We start from the raw sequence: 18,410 nt of genomic DNA on the forward strand, positions 1-18,410 counted from the left end.
CAAAAGTTGTGCCATGTCACGCCAAGCCGGCCGGGCTCGCCACATGGCGCGCGACTTGCATGCGTAACAGGCTGTTTTCCTTCTCGAACAAGCGATGGTGATGACTTCCGCACTGGTTTTTTCAAACAACCCGACAGGCCCGCAGCCGCTGGTCACGGACCTGGGCGCCGTGGGGATTCAGGTTTTGGCCTGTGTGGAAAGCCGCCAAAGCCTGCTGCAGGCGGTGTTGCGCCAGGCGCCCGAGCTGCTGATTTGCGACGTCGCCGTGCCTGATGAGGCCTTGTTCACGGCGCTTGAGATCATTGGACAGACCTCGGCGCTCCCCATCATCGTTTTTACCAACGATGCGGATGCCGGCAAGATCACGCGCGCGATGGAGCTGGGCGTGCAGGCCTACGTGGTGAACGGGTATGGCCGGCAGCGCCTGCGTCCGCTGATCCATCTGGCGCAGGCCCGCTTCAAACGTGAGCAGGTTTTGCGTACCGAGCTGGCCGATGTGTCCAGCCGGCTGGAAGAACGCAAGGTGGTGGAGCGTGCCAAGGGCATCCTGATGCGCGCCCGCCAGATGTCGGACGATGATGCTTTCCAGATGCTGCGAACCGCCTCCATGCACAGCAACCAGCGCCTGGGCCAGGTTTCGCAACACATCATTCATTCGGCCCGGTTTGCCGAAGATGTGAACCTCTCCGGCCAGTTACGCATGTTGTCGCAGCGCCTGGTCAAGCTGGCGCTGTTGCAAGAGGCCGGTGTGCCACTGCCTCAGCTGTCAGCGCGCATGCACGAGTCGGTGGCACGCATAGATAGCAACCTGGCGGCGCTGGTAAAAAGCCTGTCCCCGCCGACTTTTGGCGACCTGCTGGGGCAGGTGCAACACACCTGGGCGCAACTGAAACCAGGCCTGATGGATACACGCCAGCCGGGCGCCATGGCGCAGCTGGATGCGCTGGCCGAACAGCTGCTGCAGGAGGCCGAACGCCTGACCGGCAGCCTGGAAAACGCCGGTGCCCTGCCGCCCTTGCAGGTGCTCAACCTGGCGGGCCGACAACGCATGTTGAGCCAGCGTTTTGCGAAATACGCCCTGATCGAGCTACTGGGTGCCCAGGCCGCCATGCCGCGCAATACGCCGGCCATGGCCGAGGCCAGGGCGGCGTTTGAGCAGGCGCTGCGTTATTTGAACGAAATTCCACTGAGCAGCCCGGCGATTCGCAGTTCGCTGGAGGCCGCGGCCATCGGCTGGGCCGCCATGCTGGCCGGTGTGGCGGCTGGTGCGCCAGGGCTGGAAGCTGTGGCAACCGCCAGCGAAGACTTGCTGCAGGTGTTCGAGACGCTGTCCGAGCAGTACGAACACAGCTTGCAGATGCTGGTGGGTTAAGCCGGAATTGCTGCACTGCACCAAAGACGGGCGCCGCACCGCCTGATCCTGGTGCATGGCTTGGGGATGGCGCTTTTTATGCGTGTTTCTGGCCTCTGGCCCATACCCCATGGACGCAAGCAGCTATTTGTTTGATAGCGAATGACTTACGAGGACAAACCCAGCAGTTCCACACCATCGACGGCGCTACTGCGCCCCGGCAGGGAAAACTGCTTGCGGCGCCCGGTTTTCACGGACACCGTCACCTCGTCCAGCAGCGCGGCGCTGGCGGCAATTTTCCAGCCGGCCTGGTAAGCATGTTTTTGCAGCAACAAACTGGTGCTGACGGTGTCGCCGACAGGCAGGATCTGGGATTTTCCGCGCAGCGGGTCCAGCAGTTTGGCCAGGGTGACGGCGCCGCTGTTCAGGCCCACGCAGACTTCAAAACACGGCAGGGCGCGGTCCGGAAAATGGCTGGCCATAAAGCCTTGCACCCGGTGCGCCGAGTTGATCAGGCCCAGGGCCGCCCGCGTGGCGCGCAGGCTGCAGTTGACGGTGTCGGTGTCCGCGCTGCCGGTAAACACCGCCAGCAGGCCTTCGCCGACAAACTGCATGTGGTGGGCGCCGAACAGGTAGACGGTATCGCCGGCATGGTTGTAAAACTGGCGCACGACCGTGCTCAGCTCGGTGCTGGTGAGTTTTTCGGACAGGGCCGGAAAGTTGACCACATCGACAAACAGCACCGTGGCGTGGGCCAGTTTGTTGTCGTCCTCAGCCGATTCGGCCGATGGCCATTTGTCACTGAGCTCGGCCAGCAGCCGGTTCTCGTACAAACGGCTCAAACGTGCTTGCTGCTCTTTCAGCGCCGCGGTGAGGGCGGTTTCCACCGCATTGGCCTGGGCGAACTGGCGCATCAGCTGTTTGTTGAGCTGGGTGGCGGTGGCTTCGCGCAACTCGTCAAACACCAGGGGTTTGATCAGGTAGTCGTCGGCACCGCTGCTCATGCCGCTGCGCACGTTTTCGCGCTCTTGCAGCGAGGTCAGCAAAATGACGGGCGTGGCCTGGATGGCCGAATCGGCGCGCAAGGTTTGCAACATGGCGAAACCATTCATCACCGGCATGTTGACGTCGCTGACCACCAGGTCTGGCCTGTGTTTGCGCACCAGCGCCAGCCCGGTGGCGCCGTTGTCGGCCTCCAGCACCTCGTAACCTTCAAAGCGAAGCGCCGCCGCGATCAGCGTGCGTATCGTTTCGTCATCGTCGACCACCACAATCAAAGCCATGTTTTTTTGTTTCCGTGAACGCTACAAGTTGCAGGTTTTGAGCTTACCAGCGCTTGTGTTGTTTACGGGCCAAACCCCTGCGGCGGCCTTGGTCTGGCCGCCGTGGGGTTATGGTGTGGTCGTGCGCTATTTAATTGATAGCTGCTGACGTCCGCTGCATCAGGGTAAATGCCCTGATGCAGCGAGAGAATACATGGCCTTGCCGGATCAGGCGGCTTTTTCGACGTGGCCCTGGCGGGTGTAGAGGAAGTCGATCACGGCCTTGCGGTAACCCAGGTAAGCGCTGTCTTCGGCCAGCGCCACCCTTGAGCGTGGCCGCGGCAAGTCCACATGTAACACCTCGCCTATGGTGGCCGATGGGCCGTTGCTCATCATCACGATGCGGTCCGACAGCAACACGGCCTCGTCCACATCGTGTGTCACCATCACCACCGTGCTGTGGGTGTTGCTGACAATTTGCAACAATTCGTCCTGCAACTTGGCGCGGGTCAAGGCGTCCAGCGCGCCGAAAGGTTCGTCCAGCAGCAAGACCTTGGGCTCCATACACAGGGCGCGGGCAATCCCCACACGCTGTTTCATGCCGCCCGAAATTTCACCGGGGCGTTTTTGCGCGGCGGCGCTCAGGCCGACCATGGCCAGGGCCGCGTCGGTGCGGGCCTTGAGCTGGGCCCGGGTTTCGGTCGCGGCAAAGACACGTTCCACCGCCAGGTAGACATTGTCAAAACAGGTGAGCCAGGGCAGCAGCGAGTGGTTTTGAAACACCACCGCGCGCTCCGGGCCGGGGCCGGCGATTTCACGGTTGGCGCAAAGCAGGGCGCCTTGGGTTGGTGTGGTCAAGCCGGCGATCAGGTTGAGCAAGGTCGACTTGCCGCAGCCGGAGTGGCCGATCAGCGCAACAAACTCGCCCTTGGCGACCGTCAGGTTGATGTTTTGCAAGGCGCAGAACGGGCCTTTGCGGGTCTTGAAGGTTTGCGCCACACCCTGGATTTCGATGTATTTGCTGCTCAGTGACGGGTTCATGCTTTCACCTCTTCAAACGTAAAGGCCGTGGCCAGCTTGATCAGGGCAAACTCCAGCAGCAGGCCGACGATGCCGATCACAAAAATCGCAATGATGATGTTTTTGACGTTGAGGTTGTTCCACTCGTCCCAGACCCAGAAGCCGATGCCGACGCCGCCGGTCAACATCTCGGCGGCCACAATCACCAGCCAGGCGGTGCCCACTGCCAGGCGCACGCCGGTCAAGGTGTAGGGCAACACAGCGGGAAAGAGGATTTTGGTGAAAATCTTCCACTCGCTGAGATTGAGCACACGTGCCACGTTCATATAGTCTTGCGGCACGCGTTGCACGCCGACCGCGGTGTTGATGATCATGGGCCAGATCGAGCAGATAAAAATCGTCCAGATCGCCGCCGGGTTGGCGCCCTTGAAGACCAGCAGGCCAATCGGCAACCAGGCCAGCGGCGAGACCGGCCGCATCAGGCTGATCAGCGGGTTGAACATGCGGCTTAAAAACGTGAAACGCCCAATCATGAAACCCGCCGGAATGCCCACCGCTGCCGCCAGGCCAAAACCAACGGCCACGCGCTGCAGCGAAGAGAGCACGTTCCAGCCCACGCCCTGGTCGTTAGGCCCCTTGCTGTAGAAGGGATCGCTGAACACCTCAACCGCCTGATGAAAGGTGGCCAGCGGCGAGGGAATGCTGTTGGCTGTGGACGCCGACACCAGCTCCCACAGGCCGACCAGCAAACCCAGGCCCAGCAGCGGCGGCAACACAGCCATCCAGACACCGCGCCAGTCAATAGGCGGTTTGGCGGTAACGGTCGGGTCTGTGGTTTGCAAGTCTTTTGAGGCTGTAGCCCCCGTGTTGATTGCGCTGGCAGCTATAGAAGGAATAGCGGGTGACGCGATGGGTGGCGCGTCGTCGAAGGGGGGATGAAAAGCAGCACTGACCATGATGAGTTCCTTAAACCTTGATCTTGAAACCGTCGGCGTATTTTTTCGGGTCCTTGCCGTCCCAGACCACGCCGTCCATCATCTTGCTGGTGCGCAACACGTCCTTTGGCACCGGCGTTTTGCTGGCGCTGGCGGCGTCCTTGTAGATATCGATGTGGTTGATCTGTTTGGCCAGGGCCAGGTAGTCCGGGTGCTCCTTGATCAGGCCCCAGCGTTTGTGCTGGGTCAAAAACCACATGCCGTCGGACAGGTAGGGGAAGTTCACCGCGCCGTCGTTGTAAAACTTCATGTAGTTCGGGTCGTCCCAGGTCTTGCCCAGGCCGTTCTGGTAACGCCCCAGGATGCGCTGGTTGATCGCGTCCACACTGGTGTTGACGTAACTCTTGTCGGCCACGGTTTCGGCCATCTTCATCTTGTTGGACAGGCTGGCGTCTATCCAGCGGCCGGCTTCGAGGATGGCGGCCGTCACCGCGCGTGCGGTGTTGGGGTTTTTCTTGACGAAGTCGGCGCTGGTGCCCAGCACTTTTTCCGGGTGGTCTTTCCAGATGTCCTGCGTGGTCACGGCGGTGATGCCTATGCCGTCCATGATGGCGCGGTGGCCCCAGGGTTCACCCACACAAAAACCGTCCATGTTGCCGACGCGCATATTGGCCACCATCTGCGGCGGCGGCACCACGATGGCGCGTGCGTCCTGGAAGGGGTTGATGCCGGCGCTGGCCAGCCAGTAATACAGCCACATGGCGTGGGTGCCGGTGGGGAAGGTCTGCGCGAAGGTGTATTCGCGCTTGTCGGTTTTCATCAGCTTGGCCAGCGAGGGACCGTCGACCGCGCCCTTGTCGGCGATTTTTTTCGACAAGGTGATGGCCTGGCCGTTGTTGTTCAGGTTCATCAGCACGGCCATGTCTTTTTTCGGGCCGGCCGTGCCCATGTGCACGCCGTAGACCAGGCCGTAAAGTACGTGGGCAAAGTCGAGTTCGCCGTTGACCAGCTTGTCGCGCACGCCGGCCCAGCTGGCTTCTTTGGTCGGGATGATTTTCACGCCGTATTTTTTATCTATGCCCAGCACCGAGGCCATCACCACCGAGGCGCAGTCGGTCAGCGGGATAAAACCTATCCTGACTTCCTTTTTTTCCGGCGCATCGGAGCCCTGGGCATAGACCACGGCACGCAGCGCCGGGCTGATGCCCGCGGCGCCGACCGCGGCGGCCTGCAAAACGCTACGGCGGGTCAGTGAAGATTTCAGCAGATCGGTCATGGTCTGGACTCCAGAAGTGAAAAACAAAAGGCAAAAACAAAAAAGGCGCTCGACCCTTGTTCACACACGTGGTGTGAAGCTGGGTGCGAACGCCTTTGTTCAGTGAGGCCATCTGCTTCGCCGTTGAAACGAATGGCCTGGTGTTGAGTTCAACGCAAAAGCTGTGCCAGTCTCCGATTTAGTTCATTCAGCCTCTGATTCATGATGAAATTGGCCTCCAGCCCTTGGTGGCCGGGCGCAAGCAGCTATGGAATCCATAGCGAGTGCCGTGGCTGCGGCTCCTGGGTCAGGATTTCGTCGGGTCTGCACTGTATTTGTGCACTGCACCATATCGGCGTCAGGCACCGTGCGCTGATTCAACCCAGCAGGTCGGCGGCGTCCAGCATGCGTTGTGCGACCTCGCCCAGGCGCAAACCCTTGTCCATGGCGGCCTTGCGCAGTTTGTCGTAGGCCGCCTGTTCGCTGAGGTGTTGTCGCTGCATCAGCAGGCCTTTGGCGCGGTCTATGACTTTGCGGTCCTGCAGCTCGGTGCGGGCGTGCGCCAGTTCGCGCCGCAGACCTTGTTCGTGTTCAAAACGCGCCATTGCCACGTCCAGAATCGGGCGTATCCGTTCCGGCGACAGCCCGGCCACGATGTAGGCGGACACACCAGCCGCCACCGCGTCTTTCACGTGGCTGGTGTCCTGGTCATTGGTAAACAGCACAATCGGCCGCCGCGCGTCACGGGTGGCCATCACCACATGTTCGAGTGAGTCGCGGGCTTCGCTTTCGGCGTCCACGATGATCATGTCGGGCTGCAACTCGCCCAGGCGTTTGTCCAGGTAGGTGTCGGCCGGCAACACGGCGACCACGTTGTAACCGTTTTCCAGCAGGCCGATACGCAGCTGGCGCGAGCGTTCCGCCTGCCGCCGCGCATGGGGGTCCGTGGCCACGCCTTCCAGCAGATCTGGTGCAATGATCACAAGGCGCAAGGACTGGGACGGCGTCATGGCCACCTTTGTGCAAGATTCGCGCCATGGGTGGCGCGTCCAAGCCAGCGCCGCCGGTGCTTTACCAGCGGGCCTTGAAGCTCAGGCGCAGTTCGTCGATTTGCGCTTCGCTCAGAGGCTTAGGCACCGAGGGGCTGAGGCACACAAGTTTGGCGGTTTCTTCGAGTTCTTCCAGCGTGGCCATGGCCGCGGCGGGCGAGTTGTGCCAGACATTGGGCCCCAGACGCGCCAGCATGACGGCGCGTAGCGGTGTACCCGCTTCGCCATAACGGCGAATGGTGTCGGCCACCTGCAAGGCGGCCTCGGGCGCGCCGGGCCGGTGGTAGCTGATCAGCGGCACATGGCCGACCTTCATGACGAAGTAAGGGGTTAGGGCGGGTAACAGTTCCGGGCCACCGTTGGGCCTCAAGGTCAGCGCCACGCAGTGGCTGCTGTGGGTATGGATTACACACCGGGTGTCAGGGTCAAACTGGCTTGCAGCCTCATAGATACGGGTGTGCAGTGCTATGGTTTTGCTGGCAGTGTCGCCGCTGACTTGTTGCGCCTGCGCATCCAGCCTGGCGAGCCGGGCCGGGTCCAGCGTGCCCAGGCAGGCATCGGTGGGGGTGATCAGAAAGCCGCCGCCTTCCGACGCATTCAGCCGGACACTGATGTTGCCGGCTGTGGCATGTACGTAGCCGCGCTCGAACAGGCTGCGCCCGACACGGCAGATTTCTTCGCGGGCCTGGTTTTCTGTCATGCCAGCCTCGCAAAAGCTTTGCTGAAAAAATCATCCGTGCCGAAGTTGCCCGACTTCAAGGTCAGGTGTATGCCTTCAGGGTTGGCCGCCTCGGTCTGCGCATAACACCAGGGCACGCCGGGGTCGATTTGTGGACCAATTTTCATGTGCTGGATGGCCAGGGCCTGCACGCAGGCGCCCGAGGTTTCGCCGCCTGCCACGACCAACTGGCGCACGCCGTGTTGCACCAGGGCTCGTGCGATGGCGGCCAGCGTGCGTTCCACCAGGGCGCCGGCTTTTTCAACACCCAGCTGCGCCTGGACCGCCTTGACAACAGTCGGGTCCGCGGAGGAATAAACCAGCACCGGCCCCTGGCCGAGCTTTGGTATGGCCCAGGCCAGCACCTCGGCCGCCACATCCATACCGGCAGCTTCTTTCTCGGCGATCTGCAAGGCATCCAAAGCAAAGGCTGGATGTCCGGCCTGGATAAAAGCCTGCACCTGCCGGTTGGTGGCCAGCGAGCAACTGCCCGACACCACCGCCTGCCAGCCCGTGGCCGGCGGCAAGGCGCTGGCCGTGGACGAAGGGGTGATGCCGAAGTTGGCCGGCAAACCGATCGCCAAACCCGAGCCGCCCGTGAGCAGCGGCATGGTTTTGAGCGCAGGCGCGAGGCGTAACAAGTCGTCGTTGGAAATCGCGTCCACGATGGCGATACCCACACCCTGCTCTCGTAAGGTCGCCATGCGGGCCTGAACGGCGGCCGCGCCTTGGGCCACCACTGTGTAATCGATGAGGCCAACCTTGCGCCTGCATTGCGCCTGCAACACCCGCACCAGGTTGGCGTCCGTCATGGGTGTGAGCGGGTGGTTTTGCATGCCGCTTTCATGCAGCAAGACCTCGCCCACAAACAAATGGCCCTTGAACACCGTGCGCTGGTTGTCGGGAAAGGCCGGTGTGGCGATGCTGAAGTCGCTGCCGGGCAGCGGCGCCAAGGCGTCCATCAGCGCTTCGGTGACCGGGCCGATGTTGCCTTGCGCCGTGCTGTCAAAGGTGGAGCAATATTTGAAATAAATCTGCTGCGCGCCCTGCGCCTGCAGCCAGTGCAGGGCGGCCAGTGACTGCGCGATGGCCTGGTCCACCGGCAGGGTGCGTGACTTGAGCGCGACCACCACAGCATCGATGTCGGCCGCCAGCGGCTGATCCGGCAGGCCTATGGTTTGCACCACACGCATGCCGGCACGCACCAGGTTGTTGGCGAGGTCGGTGGCCCCGGTGAAGTCGTCGGCGATACAGCCCAGCAGCAGTTTTTTCATGTTGCAGCGACTTTACCGTGTCTGAAGATCCGCAACTTGCCGGGCAGCGCCATGGTGCGCGCGGCACAGCCGCCAAACCGCGTGTCCCTTCGAGCAGCGCTTAAGTCTGTTTGGCCTAAACTTCAGGCCTATGCAGGAAAACTTGTTGGTGTTGGGAATTGAGTCGTCATGCGACGAAACAGGCGTGGCCTTGACGGATGCTTCGGGTGCCGGTGTGCCGCGTTTGTTGTCGCACGCCTTGCACAGCCAGATTGAAATGCACCAGGCTTATGGTGGCGTGGTGCCCGAGTTGGCCAGCCGCGACCATATCCGGCGGGTGTTGCCGCTGATCAACGAGGTGATGGGCCAGGCGCAACGTTCGCTGGCAGATGTCGATGTGATTGCTTATACCCGCGGACCGGGGCTGGCCGGGGCCTTGCTGGTGGGCGCCGGTGTGGCCTGTTCGCTGGCCGCCAGTCTGGGCAAACCCGTGATGGGTGTGCACCATCTGGAAGGGCATTTGTTGTCACCCTTCTTGAGCGCCGATCCCCCTGAATTTGCGTTTGTGGCGTTGCTGGTGTCGGGTGGTCATACGCAATTGATGCGGGTGGACCGCGTCGGCAGTTACGAGTTGCTGGGCGAAACCATTGATGACGCGGCCGGTGAGGCCTTTGACAAATCGGCCAAATTGCTGGGACTGCCTTATCCCGGCGGTCCGGCGCTGGCCAGGCTGGCCGGGCAGGGTGATGGCCAGGCCTTCAAGCTGCCCCGGCCCTTGCTGCACAGTGGCGACCTGGATTTTTCTTTTTCGGGCCTGAAAACAGCGGTGCTGACGCAGGCCAAAAAACTCGGCGAAACCATGAGTGAGCAGGCTCGCGCCGATCTGGCGGCCTCGACGCAGGCGGCGATTGTGGAAGTGCTGGTCAAGAAGTCGCTGAAAGCGCTGGAACAAACCGGCCTGAAGCGGCTGGTGGTGGCCGGTGGTGTGGGTGCAAACACCTTGCTGCGCGAGCAACTCAATGCGGCTTGCAAGAAGCGCGGGATTCGCGTGCATTACCCCGAGCTGCATTTGTGCACCGACAACGGCGCGATGATCGCGCTGGCGGCCGGCATGCGTCTGCAGGCCGGGCTGGAAGACATACAGCGCAGCTACACCTTTGACGTGAAGCCGCGCTGGAGTCTGGCAGATATACAAACCGTACCGGCCTGAACCGGCAGGGCCGGTCTGCGCGCCTTGTGGCCTTATTGAATGGGGAGCTGAGCCACTTTGCTCTCAGGGATTTTTTTGCCCAGCGACAATGTCAACACACCGTTTTCCAGTTTGGCGGAGCTGCCGGCGGCATCAATTTCCAGCGGGAAACGCCAGGCGGCCTTGACCGAACGCGCCGCGTCGGCTTTGCTGCTGATACGCACGACGTCGCCTTCGATGCCGATGTCCAGTTGCTCCTTGCTCAGGCCGGGCACATCGAGCTGCAGCGAATAGGCGGTCTCGCCGTCTTCCACTTTGGCCGGCGGGGTGGGGCGGGCGCCGGCCAGGTTGTTCAAGGTGTCACTGAGAAAACTGTCGAGCGCACCATTGTTCACCAGTGAGGGGGAGTGACGTTGAGCGCTATGGACGGGACGGCTGGCAAGTGAATAAAACATGGAGACTCCAAGAGGTTGGGCGGGAAAAATTTCCCCTACACTTCGCGGCTCTCAACCGTGATCGCCGCATGCAGAGCAGGTAGGCGTGTTGCGAAGTATTTCAAGGAAAATGTCGAATGTATTTTTTCATCCCCAAGCTCTTGAAACGCGCGGCCCTGGCCCTAGTGGCCGGCGCCTCCCTGTTGTCGCCAACCCTGTTTGCCCAGCCAGCGGCGGCCGTTCAGCCGCCTGTGCGTGTGGCCCTGATTGAAAGCCTGTCCGGTCCTTTTGCCAACACCGGCGAGGCTGTGTTTCGCAACCTGGCGTGGGCCGCCGAGCGGGTCAATGCGCGTGGCGGCATCAAGCTGCCCGGCGGAAACCGTCCACTGGTTTTTGAACGTTACGACAGCAAGGGCCAGAACGAAGAGGCCTTGTCGGCATTACGTTCGGCCATCGATGACGGCATGACCCTGGTAACCCAGGGCAATTCGTCGTCGACGGCCGCGGTGCTGATCGATGCCATCAACAAACACAATGAACGCGCGCCGTCCAAGCGGGTTCTCTTTTTGAACTATTCGGCGGTGGATCCTGTGTTGACCAACGAAAAATGCAGCTACTGGCATTTTCGTTTTGACGCCCATGCCGACATGCGAATGGCGGCACTGATGGATGTGCTCAAGGATGACAAGGCGCTCAAAAGCATTTACCTGATTGGCCAGGACTACAGCTTTGGTCAGGCCGTTTTACGCGAGGCCCGCAAACAGCTCACGGCGCTGCGCCCCGACGTGCAAATCGTCGGCGACGAATTGCATCCCATGGGTCGCGTCAAGGACTTTCTGCCTTATGTCGCCAAGATCAAGGCCAGCGGCGCGCAGGCCGTGCTCACCGGCAACTGGGGCAATGATTTGACCTTGCTGGTCAAGGCCGCAAAAGAAGTTGGTTTTGAGGGGCGTTTTTATACCTTTTACGGCAACGCGCTGGGCGTTCCGGCCGCGCTGGGTGATGCCGGCGTCGGCAAGGTGATTGCGGTGGCCGACTGGTTTCCCAATGAAGCCGGTGCTGCCTCCGAGACTTTTTACCAATCCTTCCGCCAGCGTTTCCCCAAGCCGCAGGACGACTACGTGCACATGCGCATGCAACTGATGGTGGAGGGCCTGGTGCAAAGCATCGAAAAGGCCGGGACCATCGAGTCTGCCGCGGTGGCTGCGCAAATGGAAAAAATGAAGGTCTTGTTTGCGGGGCATCAGGGCGTGATGCGCGGTGCCGACCACCAGTTCCAGCAACCCCTGCTGGTCGCCGTGATGGACAAGCAGGGCGCACCCGGCGTCAAGTTCGATGTGGAAGGTTCGGGTTATGGTTTTCGTGTGATCAAGACCATTCCCGCGGCTCGTTCCGAGCAACCACATTCCTGCAAAATGATTCGTCCCTGAAAGGCCGTACATGCGACAAGTTGTCCTTGATCTCGAAGAGTCCTTGATCCGCCAGGTGGCCAATGCGGGCATAGGCCGCAGCGACGTGCTCAAGTTCTGGTTTGGCGAAAGTGATGAAGTCACACCGGCTTTTATTCGCGAAGCGGCGGCCCAGTCCCTGAACCAGGGTGAAACCTTTTACGCGCACAACCTCGGGTTGGCCGAGCTGCGCGAGGCCATCGCCGTGTATTGCAGTGCGTTGCGCTGTGAGGGCGCGGCACCTATCGGTGTGGACCGGATCGCCGTGACCTCGGGCGGCGTCAATGCGCTGATGCTGGCGGTACAGGCGGTGGTGAATGTCGGCGACCAGGTGGTGGTGGTCACGCCGGTTTGGCCGAATCTGACCGCGCAGCCGGCCATCATGGGGGCCAAGGTGCACTGCGTCAGCCTGAAACCTGTGGCCGGCCAGTGGCAGCTTGACATGGATGAGTTGCTGGCGGCCATCACGCCCGCCACCCGGCTGCTGATCGTCAACTCGCCCAACAACCCGACCGGCTGGACTTTGAGCCGCGCCGAGCAGCAAACCCTGCTGGCGCATTGTCGCCAGACGGGCACCTGGATTCTGGCCGACGAGGTTTACGAGCGCCTGTATTACGCGGGTGACACGCCGAATGTCTGCGCTCCGAGCTTTCTGGATGTGGCCGCGCCGGATGACCGCTTGATGGTGGCGCACAGCTTTTCCAAGAGTTTTCTGATGACAGGCTGGCGCCTGGGCTGGCTGGTGTTGCCGGCCACGGCCACGACCCAGATGGGCAAGCTGATTGAGTTCAACACCTCCTGCGCGCCGGTGTTTGTCCAGCGCGCCGGTGTGGTGGCCTTGCAACGCACCGAGGAGGTGACCCCGCAGGTGGTGGCCCATCTCAAAAACTGCCGGGACACCCTGATTCCCTTGCTGCAGGCCTTGCCCGGTGTCGAAGTCTCGGCGGCGCCTGGCGGCATGTACGCGTTCTTTCGGCTGGCCGGGCAGGGCGATTCTTTTGAGGTGGCCAAACGCCTGGTGGTCGAGGCCGGCCTGGGGTTGGCGCCGGGCAATGCTTTCAGTGCCGATCCTTCGCCGGCCATGCAGGGCTGGTTGCGCTGGTGTTTTGCCAGTCAGGACCCGGCCCGGCTGCAGGAAGGCGTGGGTCGCCTGACCCGCTGGCTGGCGCAGCGCTGAGTCGGGTGGGATTCCTGGGCTATAATCCAAGGCTCTGCGTCAAGGCGGGCTGATTCATTCGTGAAGCTGCCTGCCGCAGAACACGACGACGCCGGTCAACTCTCACTTCGGGAGCACTGGATCGCTCGCAAGTTACACAAGGAAAACCCATGATTGCAAAATCCATCAAGGCTGAAATCGTTCAGTCCAACGCCCGCTCTGTCGGCGATACCGGCAGCCCGGAAGTTCAGGTTGGTCTGCTGACCGGCCGTATCAATGAACTGATGCCCCATTTCAAGACCCATGCCAAAGATCATCACGGCCGCCGTGGCCTGTTGCGCATGGTGAGCCGTCGCCGCAAGCTGCTGGACTACCTGAAGTCCAAAGATGCGGCCCGTTATGTTGCGCTGATCGCCAAGCTTGGCCTGCGTAAATAAGCGGTAAACCCAATAGTAAGCGCCTGAGTTAGTTCACTAGCTCAGGCGTTTTGCGCTTTAAACGACCCAAAAAACCAATTTCAGAAGCGCCATCGGCGCCCATGAAAAACTTCGGAGCAAGGCAAAACGAATACGCGCTGTGTCATTCCACAAGAAAAATCCTGGATATCAGGTGTTTTGTGGAATGGCATCGTGTTCGGCCAGCCACCGCTCCGGCCTCTCGCGCTGCCTCAAGTGCCTGAAACTAGTGGAGAAAAGAACATGAGCATTTTCAATAAAGTCACCAAATCCTTCCAGTGGGGCCAGCACAAGGTCACGATGGAAACCGGCGAAGTCGCGCGCCAGTCCGGCGGCGCTGTGCTGCTGGACATGGACGGCACCGTGGTGCTGGCCACCGTGGTCGCCAAGACCGAAGCCAAGCCCGGCCAGGATTTCTTCCCGCTGACCGTTGACTACCTGGAAAAAACCTACGCTGCCGGCCGCATCCCCGGCAGCTTCTTCAAGCGCGAAGGCCGCCCCAGCGAATTCGAAACGCTGACCTCGCGCCTGATCGACCGTCCTATCCGTCCGCTCTTCCCTGAAGGTTTCTTCAACGAAGTGCAGGTCGTGATCCATGTGTTGTCGCTGAACCCCGAAGTCGAAGGCGACATTCCCGCACTGATCGCTTCGAGCGCAGCGCTGGCCATTTCCGGCATCCCGTTCAACGGCCCCATCGGTGCCGCACGCGTGGCTTACATCGACGGCCAGTATGTGCTGAACCCCGGCAAGACCCAGCTCAAGGATTCCGTCATGGATCTGGTCGTGGCCGGTACCGAAGCCGCCGTGCTGATGGTCGAGTCCGAAGCCAAGCAGTTGTCCGAAGAAATCATGCTGGGCGCCATCGTGTTTGGCCATGAGCAGGGCAACATCGCCATCAACGCGATCCACGAACTGGTGCGTGACGCTGGCAAACCAGTCTGGGACTGGAAAGCACCTGCCAAGGACGAAGTGCTGATCGCCAAGGTGGTCGCACTGGCCGAGGAAAAGCTGCGCGCCGCCTACCAGTTGCGCAACAAGCAAGCTCGCACCCACGCCACGCGTGAAGTGACGACCTGGACCAAGATGGGCCTGAAGGCCGAAGGCGTCGAGTTCGACAGCGTGGCCGTTGACGGCATGTTGTTCGACATCGAAGCGAAAATCGTCCGTAGCCAGATCCTGGCCGGCGAGCCGCGTATCGACGGCCGCGACACCCGCACCGTGCGTGCGATTGAAATCCGCAACAGCGTGTTGCCCCGTACCCACGGTTCGGCCCTGTTCACACGTGGCGAAACCCAGGCGCTGGTCGTGACCACGCTGGGAACCGAGCGTGATGCGCAGCGTATTGATGCCTTGTCCGGCGACTACGAAGATCGCTTCATGCTGCACTACAACATGCCTCCGTTCGCCACCGGCGAAACCGGCCGTGTGGGCTCGCCAAAACGCCGCGAAATCGGTCACGGCCGTCTGGCCAAGCGCGCGCTGATCGCCGTCTTGCCTTCGAAAGAAGAATTCCCCTACACCATGCGTGTGGTTTCCGAAATCACCGAGTCCAACGGCTCGTCGTCGATGGCTTCGGTCTGCGGCGGCTGCCTGTCGCTGATGGATGCCGGCGTGCCCATGAAAGCTCATGTGGCGGGTATCGCCATGGGCCTGATCAAGGATGACAACCGCTTCGCCGTGTTGACCGACATCCTGGGTGACGAAGATCACCTGGGTGACATGGACTTCAAGGTGGCCGGTACCACCGCTGGTATCACTGCGCTGCAGATGGACATCAAGATCCAGGGCATCACCAAGGAAATCATGCAGGTTGCATTGGCCCAGGCCAAGGAAGCCCGCATGCACATCCTGGGCAAAATGCAGGAAGCCATGGGCCAGGCCAATGCCGAGGTGTCTGACTTTGCACCACGCCTCTACGTGATGAAGATCAATCCCGAGAAAATCCGTGACGTGATCGGCAAGGGCGGCGCCGTGATCCGTGCGCTGACCGAAGAAACCGGCACGCAGATCAACATCGAGGAAGACGGCACCATCACCATCGCGTCGAACGACAGCGCCAAGGCGGACGAGGCCAAGCGCCGCATCGCCGAGATCACCGCTGAAGTCGAAATCGGCAAGATCTACGAAGGTGCCATCACCAAGATTCTGGACTTCGGCGCACTGGTCAACCTGCTGCCCGGCAAGGATGGTCTGCTGCACATTAGCCAGATCGCCCACGAGCGTGTCGAGCGTGTCACCGACTACCTGAGCGAAGGCCAGATCGTCAAGGTCAAGGTCCTGGAAACCGACGAAAAAGGCCGCGTCAAGCTGTCCATGAAGGCGCTGCTGGACCGTCCGGCCCAAGGCCAGGACCAAGGCTGATTCGCTATTGATTTTGTAGCTGCTGGCGCCCATCCCTTGGGGGCTGCAGCCATAAATGACTGAAAATACCATGCGAGCTGTTGAAATTACCTCCTACGGTCCGCCCGACGTTCTGCGTCTGGGTGACCGGCCAGCGCCGCTTGCCGGCGCCGGCGAATTGTTGATTCGTGTGGCCGCCTCCGGCGTGAACCGGCCAGACGTCCTGCAGCGCACCGGCAACTACCCGGTGCCGCCAGGCGCTTCCGATATTCCCGGGCTGGAAGTGGCCGGCGAAATCGTCAGCGGTGATGCCGAGGCCATGGCTCAGGCGGGCCTGAAAGTCGGCGACCGCGTTTGCGCGCTGGTGGCCGGTGGCGGTTATGCCGAGCTGTGTGTGGCCCCGGTCGGACAGTGCCTGCCTGTGCCTGCGGGCTTCAGCGATATCGAGGCCGCGTCGCTGCCCGAAACTTTTTTCACCGTCTGGAGCAATGTGTTTGACCGCGGTCGCCTGCAAAAGGGCGAAACGCTGTTGATCCAGGGTGGCTCCAGCGGCATTGGCGTGACGGCTATCCAGCTCGCCAAAGCCATGGGCGCAACGGTGCTGGTGACGGCCGGCAGCGATGAAAAATGCGCGGCTTGCGTTGCGCTGGGCGCCGACCATGCCATCAACTACCGGACCGCTGATTTTGCCGAAGAGGTCAAAAAACTGACCGGCGGAAAAGGCGTGAATGTGATCCTGGACATGGTGGCGGGCAACTACGTTGCACGCGAGGTCGAGTGTCTGGCCGAAGACGGCCGTCTGGTGTTCATTGGTGTGCAGGGTGGCATCAAGGCCGAAATCAATGCCGGCCTGGTGCTGCGCAAACGTCTGACCATCACCGGTTCGACCTTGCGTCCGCGGCCGCTGGCGTTCAAGACCGCGATTGCCAGCGCGCTCAAGGACAAGGTCTGGCCGCTGCTGGCGAGTGGCGCTGTCAAACCCGTGATCCACAGCACTTTCCCGGCAGCCGATGCCGCGAAAGCGCATGTGTTGATGGAGTCCAACCAGCACATCGGCAAAATCGTTTTGAGCTGGTAAACATCCAAGGCCATGAAAAAGCTGATTGCGGGAAACTGGAAGATGAATGGCAGCCTGGCTGCCAACGAGGCCTTGCTGCGCGACATGCAGGCAGGACTGCCGGCGCAACTGCCTTGTGAGGTGGCGCTTTGTATCCCTGCACCCTATCTGGCGCAATTTCAGGCGCTGGCCGGGCGCTTGCCGGGGCTGGCCGCGATTGGTTTGGGCGCGCAGGACGTGTCGAGCCAGGTTGCGGGCGCGTTCACCGGTGAGGTCAGTGCGTCCATGCTCAAGGAGTTCGGCTGCCGTTACGCCATCGTGGGCCATTCCGAGCGTCGCCAGTACCACTTCGAGACCGACCTTGTTGTGGCCCAGAAGGCGCAGCAGGCCTTGGCTGCCGGGCTGACGCCGATCGTCTGTGTCGGCGAAACGCTGGCCGAGCGAGAAGCCGGGCAGACGCAAGCCGTGGTCAAACGTCAGCTGGCGGCGGTGATTCATGCCAATGGCCACTGCATCAGCGAAATCATCGTTGCGTATGAGCCGGTCTGGGCCATAGGCACCGGCAAAACCGCGACGCCCGAAGAGGCGCAGGCGGTGCATGCCGTGTTGCGGCTCCAGCTCAAGGCGGCGACCGATCAGGCCGCGCGCGTGAAAATTTTGTACGGCGGCAGCATGAATGCGTCCAACGCTGCTGCGCTGCTGGGTCAGGCCGATATCGATGGCGGCCTGATTGGCGGCGCCTCGCTCAAGGCCCTGGATTTTTTAAAAATTATTGCTGCAGCCTCCGTCTGACGGGCGCAGACCGCTATTAAATTAGGAGTTGATATGAATGTTTGGTTAACCGTTGTTTTGGTGGTTCAGATGCTTTCCGCGCTGGGCATGATTGGTTTGATCCTGGTGCAGCATGGTAAAGGCGCCGACATGGGTGCGGCCTTTGGCAGTGGCGGCTCGGGCAGCCTGTTCGGCGCCAGTGGCAGTGCCAACTTCCTGTCGCGTACAACGGCGGTGTTGGCGGTTGTGTTTTTTGTCTGCACCCTGGCGCTGGCCTATTTCAGCAATGCGCGTCCGCACACCGGCTCCAGCGTGCTGGAAGGCGCGGCCTTGACGGCACCTGCACCGGCTCCCGCTGCTTCGGGCGCTGCGCAAATTCCGGGGACGGCTGTTCCGGCCGCTGGCACCGGTGCTTCGACCGTGCCGGCTGCACCCGCAACCCCGGGCGCAGGTCAAATCCCGACGAAATAGCGCGAGAAAGACTTCGCGCCGCACTGGGAGCGGTGCAATTTCAGGGTAAACTCTGAGACTGTCCGGAAAGCTAAAAATCGCAAGATTTCCTCATGCCATCCGGACACAACTTAAAACCGCGGACGTGGTGAAATTGGTAGACACGCTATCTTGAGGGGGTAGTGGCGAAAGCTGTGCGAGTTCGAGTCTCGCCGTCCGCACCATTTAGGGTGATCTGTCTTGCGAACGCAAGAATGGGTTGCCTAA

At 61.3% G+C, this 18,410-nt stretch carries 17 protein-coding genes and 1 tRNA gene; 10 read left to right on the forward strand and 8 right to left on the reverse strand.

What is annotated here, in order from left to right:
- Positions 1-100 precede the first annotated feature (100 nt).
- Complete coding sequence (locus tag ACHMXK_RS07495) at positions 101-1,372, forward strand: type IV pili methyl-accepting chemotaxis transducer N-terminal domain-containing protein (RefSeq protein WP_397439073.1); 1,272 nt, start codon at positions 101-103, stop codon at positions 1,370-1,372.
- A gap of 146 nt (positions 1,373-1,518) precedes the next feature.
- On the opposite strand, the gene ACHMXK_RS07500 is transcribed toward ACHMXK_RS07495, so the two are convergent.
- The 7 genes from ACHMXK_RS07500 to otnK all read right to left on the reverse strand — a co-directional run bounded on the left by ACHMXK_RS07500 (position 1,519) and on the right by otnK (position 8,864).
- Complete coding sequence (locus ACHMXK_RS07500) at positions 1,519-2,634, reverse strand: response regulator (protein WP_397439075.1); 1,116 nt, start codon at positions 2,632-2,634, stop codon at positions 1,519-1,521.
- 207 nt (positions 2,635-2,841) lie between these two features.
- Positions 2,842-3,654 carry an ABC transporter ATP-binding protein gene (locus ACHMXK_RS07505; protein ID WP_397439077.1) on the reverse strand — a complete coding sequence of 271 codons (813 nt, stop codon included), beginning with the start codon at positions 3,652-3,654 and terminating at the stop codon, positions 2,842-2,844.
- Positions 3,651-4,589 (reverse strand): nitrate ABC transporter permease, encoded by a 939-nt coding sequence (ntrB, locus tag ACHMXK_RS07510; protein WP_397439078.1) that lies wholly within the window; start codon positions 4,587-4,589, stop codon positions 3,651-3,653. The genes ACHMXK_RS07505 and ntrB overlap by 4 nt, the downstream gene beginning before the upstream one ends.
- Positions 4,590-4,599: 10 nt before the next feature.
- On the reverse strand, positions 4,600-5,844 hold the full coding sequence (locus ACHMXK_RS07515; RefSeq protein ID WP_397439080.1) for a CmpA/NrtA family ABC transporter substrate-binding protein: 1,245 nt from the start codon (positions 5,842-5,844) through the stop codon (positions 4,600-4,602).
- A 356-nt stretch (positions 5,845-6,200) separates the two neighbouring features.
- Positions 6,201-6,833, reverse strand: a complete 633-nt coding sequence (locus ACHMXK_RS07520) for an ANTAR domain-containing response regulator (protein WP_397439083.1) — start codon at positions 6,831-6,833, stop codon at positions 6,201-6,203.
- Between the two features lie 61 nt (positions 6,834-6,894).
- Positions 6,895-7,572: an aldolase gene (locus ACHMXK_RS07525; RefSeq protein ID WP_397439085.1), complete on the reverse strand. Its 678-nt coding sequence runs from the start codon at positions 7,570-7,572 to the stop codon at positions 6,895-6,897.
- Entirely contained in the window at positions 7,569-8,864 is a 1,296-nt protein-coding gene (otnK, locus tag ACHMXK_RS07530; RefSeq protein ID WP_397439087.1) for a 3-oxo-tetronate kinase, read from the reverse strand. Before otnK ends, ACHMXK_RS07525 begins: the two co-directional genes overlap by 4 nt.
- A 142-nt stretch (positions 8,865-9,006) precedes the next feature.
- Here otnK and tsaD point away from each other — a divergent pair, with 142 nt between their 5' ends.
- Positions 9,007-10,053 carry a tRNA (adenosine(37)-N6)-threonylcarbamoyltransferase complex transferase subunit TsaD gene (tsaD, locus tag ACHMXK_RS07535; RefSeq protein ID WP_397439089.1) on the forward strand — a complete coding sequence of 349 codons (1,047 nt, stop codon included), beginning with the start codon at positions 9,007-9,009 and terminating at the stop codon, positions 10,051-10,053.
- A gap of 32 nt (positions 10,054-10,085) precedes the next feature.
- On the opposite strand, the gene ACHMXK_RS07540 is transcribed toward tsaD, so the two are convergent.
- A complete protein-coding gene (locus ACHMXK_RS07540; protein WP_397439091.1) occupies positions 10,086-10,487 on the reverse strand; it encodes an Hsp20/alpha crystallin family protein in 402 nt (133 codons plus the stop codon).
- 116 nt (positions 10,488-10,603) lie between these two features.
- Between ACHMXK_RS07540 and ACHMXK_RS07545 the strand changes: the two genes are divergently transcribed.
- The 8 genes from ACHMXK_RS07545 (at position 10,604) to ACHMXK_RS07580 (ending at position 18,367) form a co-directional block, all read left to right on the forward strand.
- Complete coding sequence (locus tag ACHMXK_RS07545) at positions 10,604-11,896, forward strand: branched-chain amino acid ABC transporter substrate-binding protein (protein WP_397439093.1); 1,293 nt, start codon at positions 10,604-10,606, stop codon at positions 11,894-11,896.
- Positions 11,897-11,906: 10 nt separating this feature from the next.
- A complete protein-coding gene (locus ACHMXK_RS07550) occupies positions 11,907-13,091 on the forward strand; it encodes a pyridoxal phosphate-dependent aminotransferase (RefSeq protein ID WP_397439095.1) in 1,185 nt (394 codons plus the stop codon).
- Between the two features lie 149 nt (positions 13,092-13,240).
- Positions 13,241-13,507 carry a 30S ribosomal protein S15 gene (rpsO, locus tag ACHMXK_RS07555; RefSeq protein WP_318407172.1) on the forward strand — a complete coding sequence of 89 codons (267 nt, stop codon included), beginning with the start codon at positions 13,241-13,243 and terminating at the stop codon, positions 13,505-13,507.
- Positions 13,508-13,768: 261 nt separating this feature from the next.
- Entirely contained in the window at positions 13,769-15,886 is a 2,118-nt protein-coding gene (gene pnp / locus ACHMXK_RS07560) for a polyribonucleotide nucleotidyltransferase (RefSeq protein WP_397439097.1), read from the forward strand.
- A 70-nt stretch (positions 15,887-15,956) separates the two neighbouring features.
- On the forward strand, positions 15,957-16,943 hold the full coding sequence (locus ACHMXK_RS07565; protein WP_397442465.1) for an NAD(P)H-quinone oxidoreductase: 987 nt from the start codon (positions 15,957-15,959) through the stop codon (positions 16,941-16,943).
- Positions 16,944-16,955: 12 nt separating this feature from the next.
- Positions 16,956-17,714, forward strand: coding sequence for a triose-phosphate isomerase (gene tpiA, locus ACHMXK_RS07570; protein WP_397439099.1), 759 nt, complete (start codon positions 16,956-16,958; stop codon positions 17,712-17,714).
- A 33-nt stretch (positions 17,715-17,747) separates the two neighbouring features.
- The gene (gene secG / locus ACHMXK_RS07575; protein WP_397439101.1) at positions 17,748-18,164 is read left to right on the forward strand and encodes a preprotein translocase subunit SecG; all 417 of its coding nucleotides are present in this window, start codon (positions 17,748-17,750) and stop codon (positions 18,162-18,164) included.
- Positions 18,165-18,282: 118 nt separating this feature from the next.
- Positions 18,283-18,367 (forward strand) — tRNA-Leu (locus ACHMXK_RS07580).
- Positions 18,368-18,410: the final 43 nt, after the last annotated feature.

Origin of the sequence: Polaromonas sp. UC242_47, assembly GCF_044452385.1 — a bacterium.
Taxonomy (GTDB): Bacteria; Pseudomonadota; Gammaproteobacteria; order Burkholderiales; family Burkholderiaceae_C; genus Polaromonas.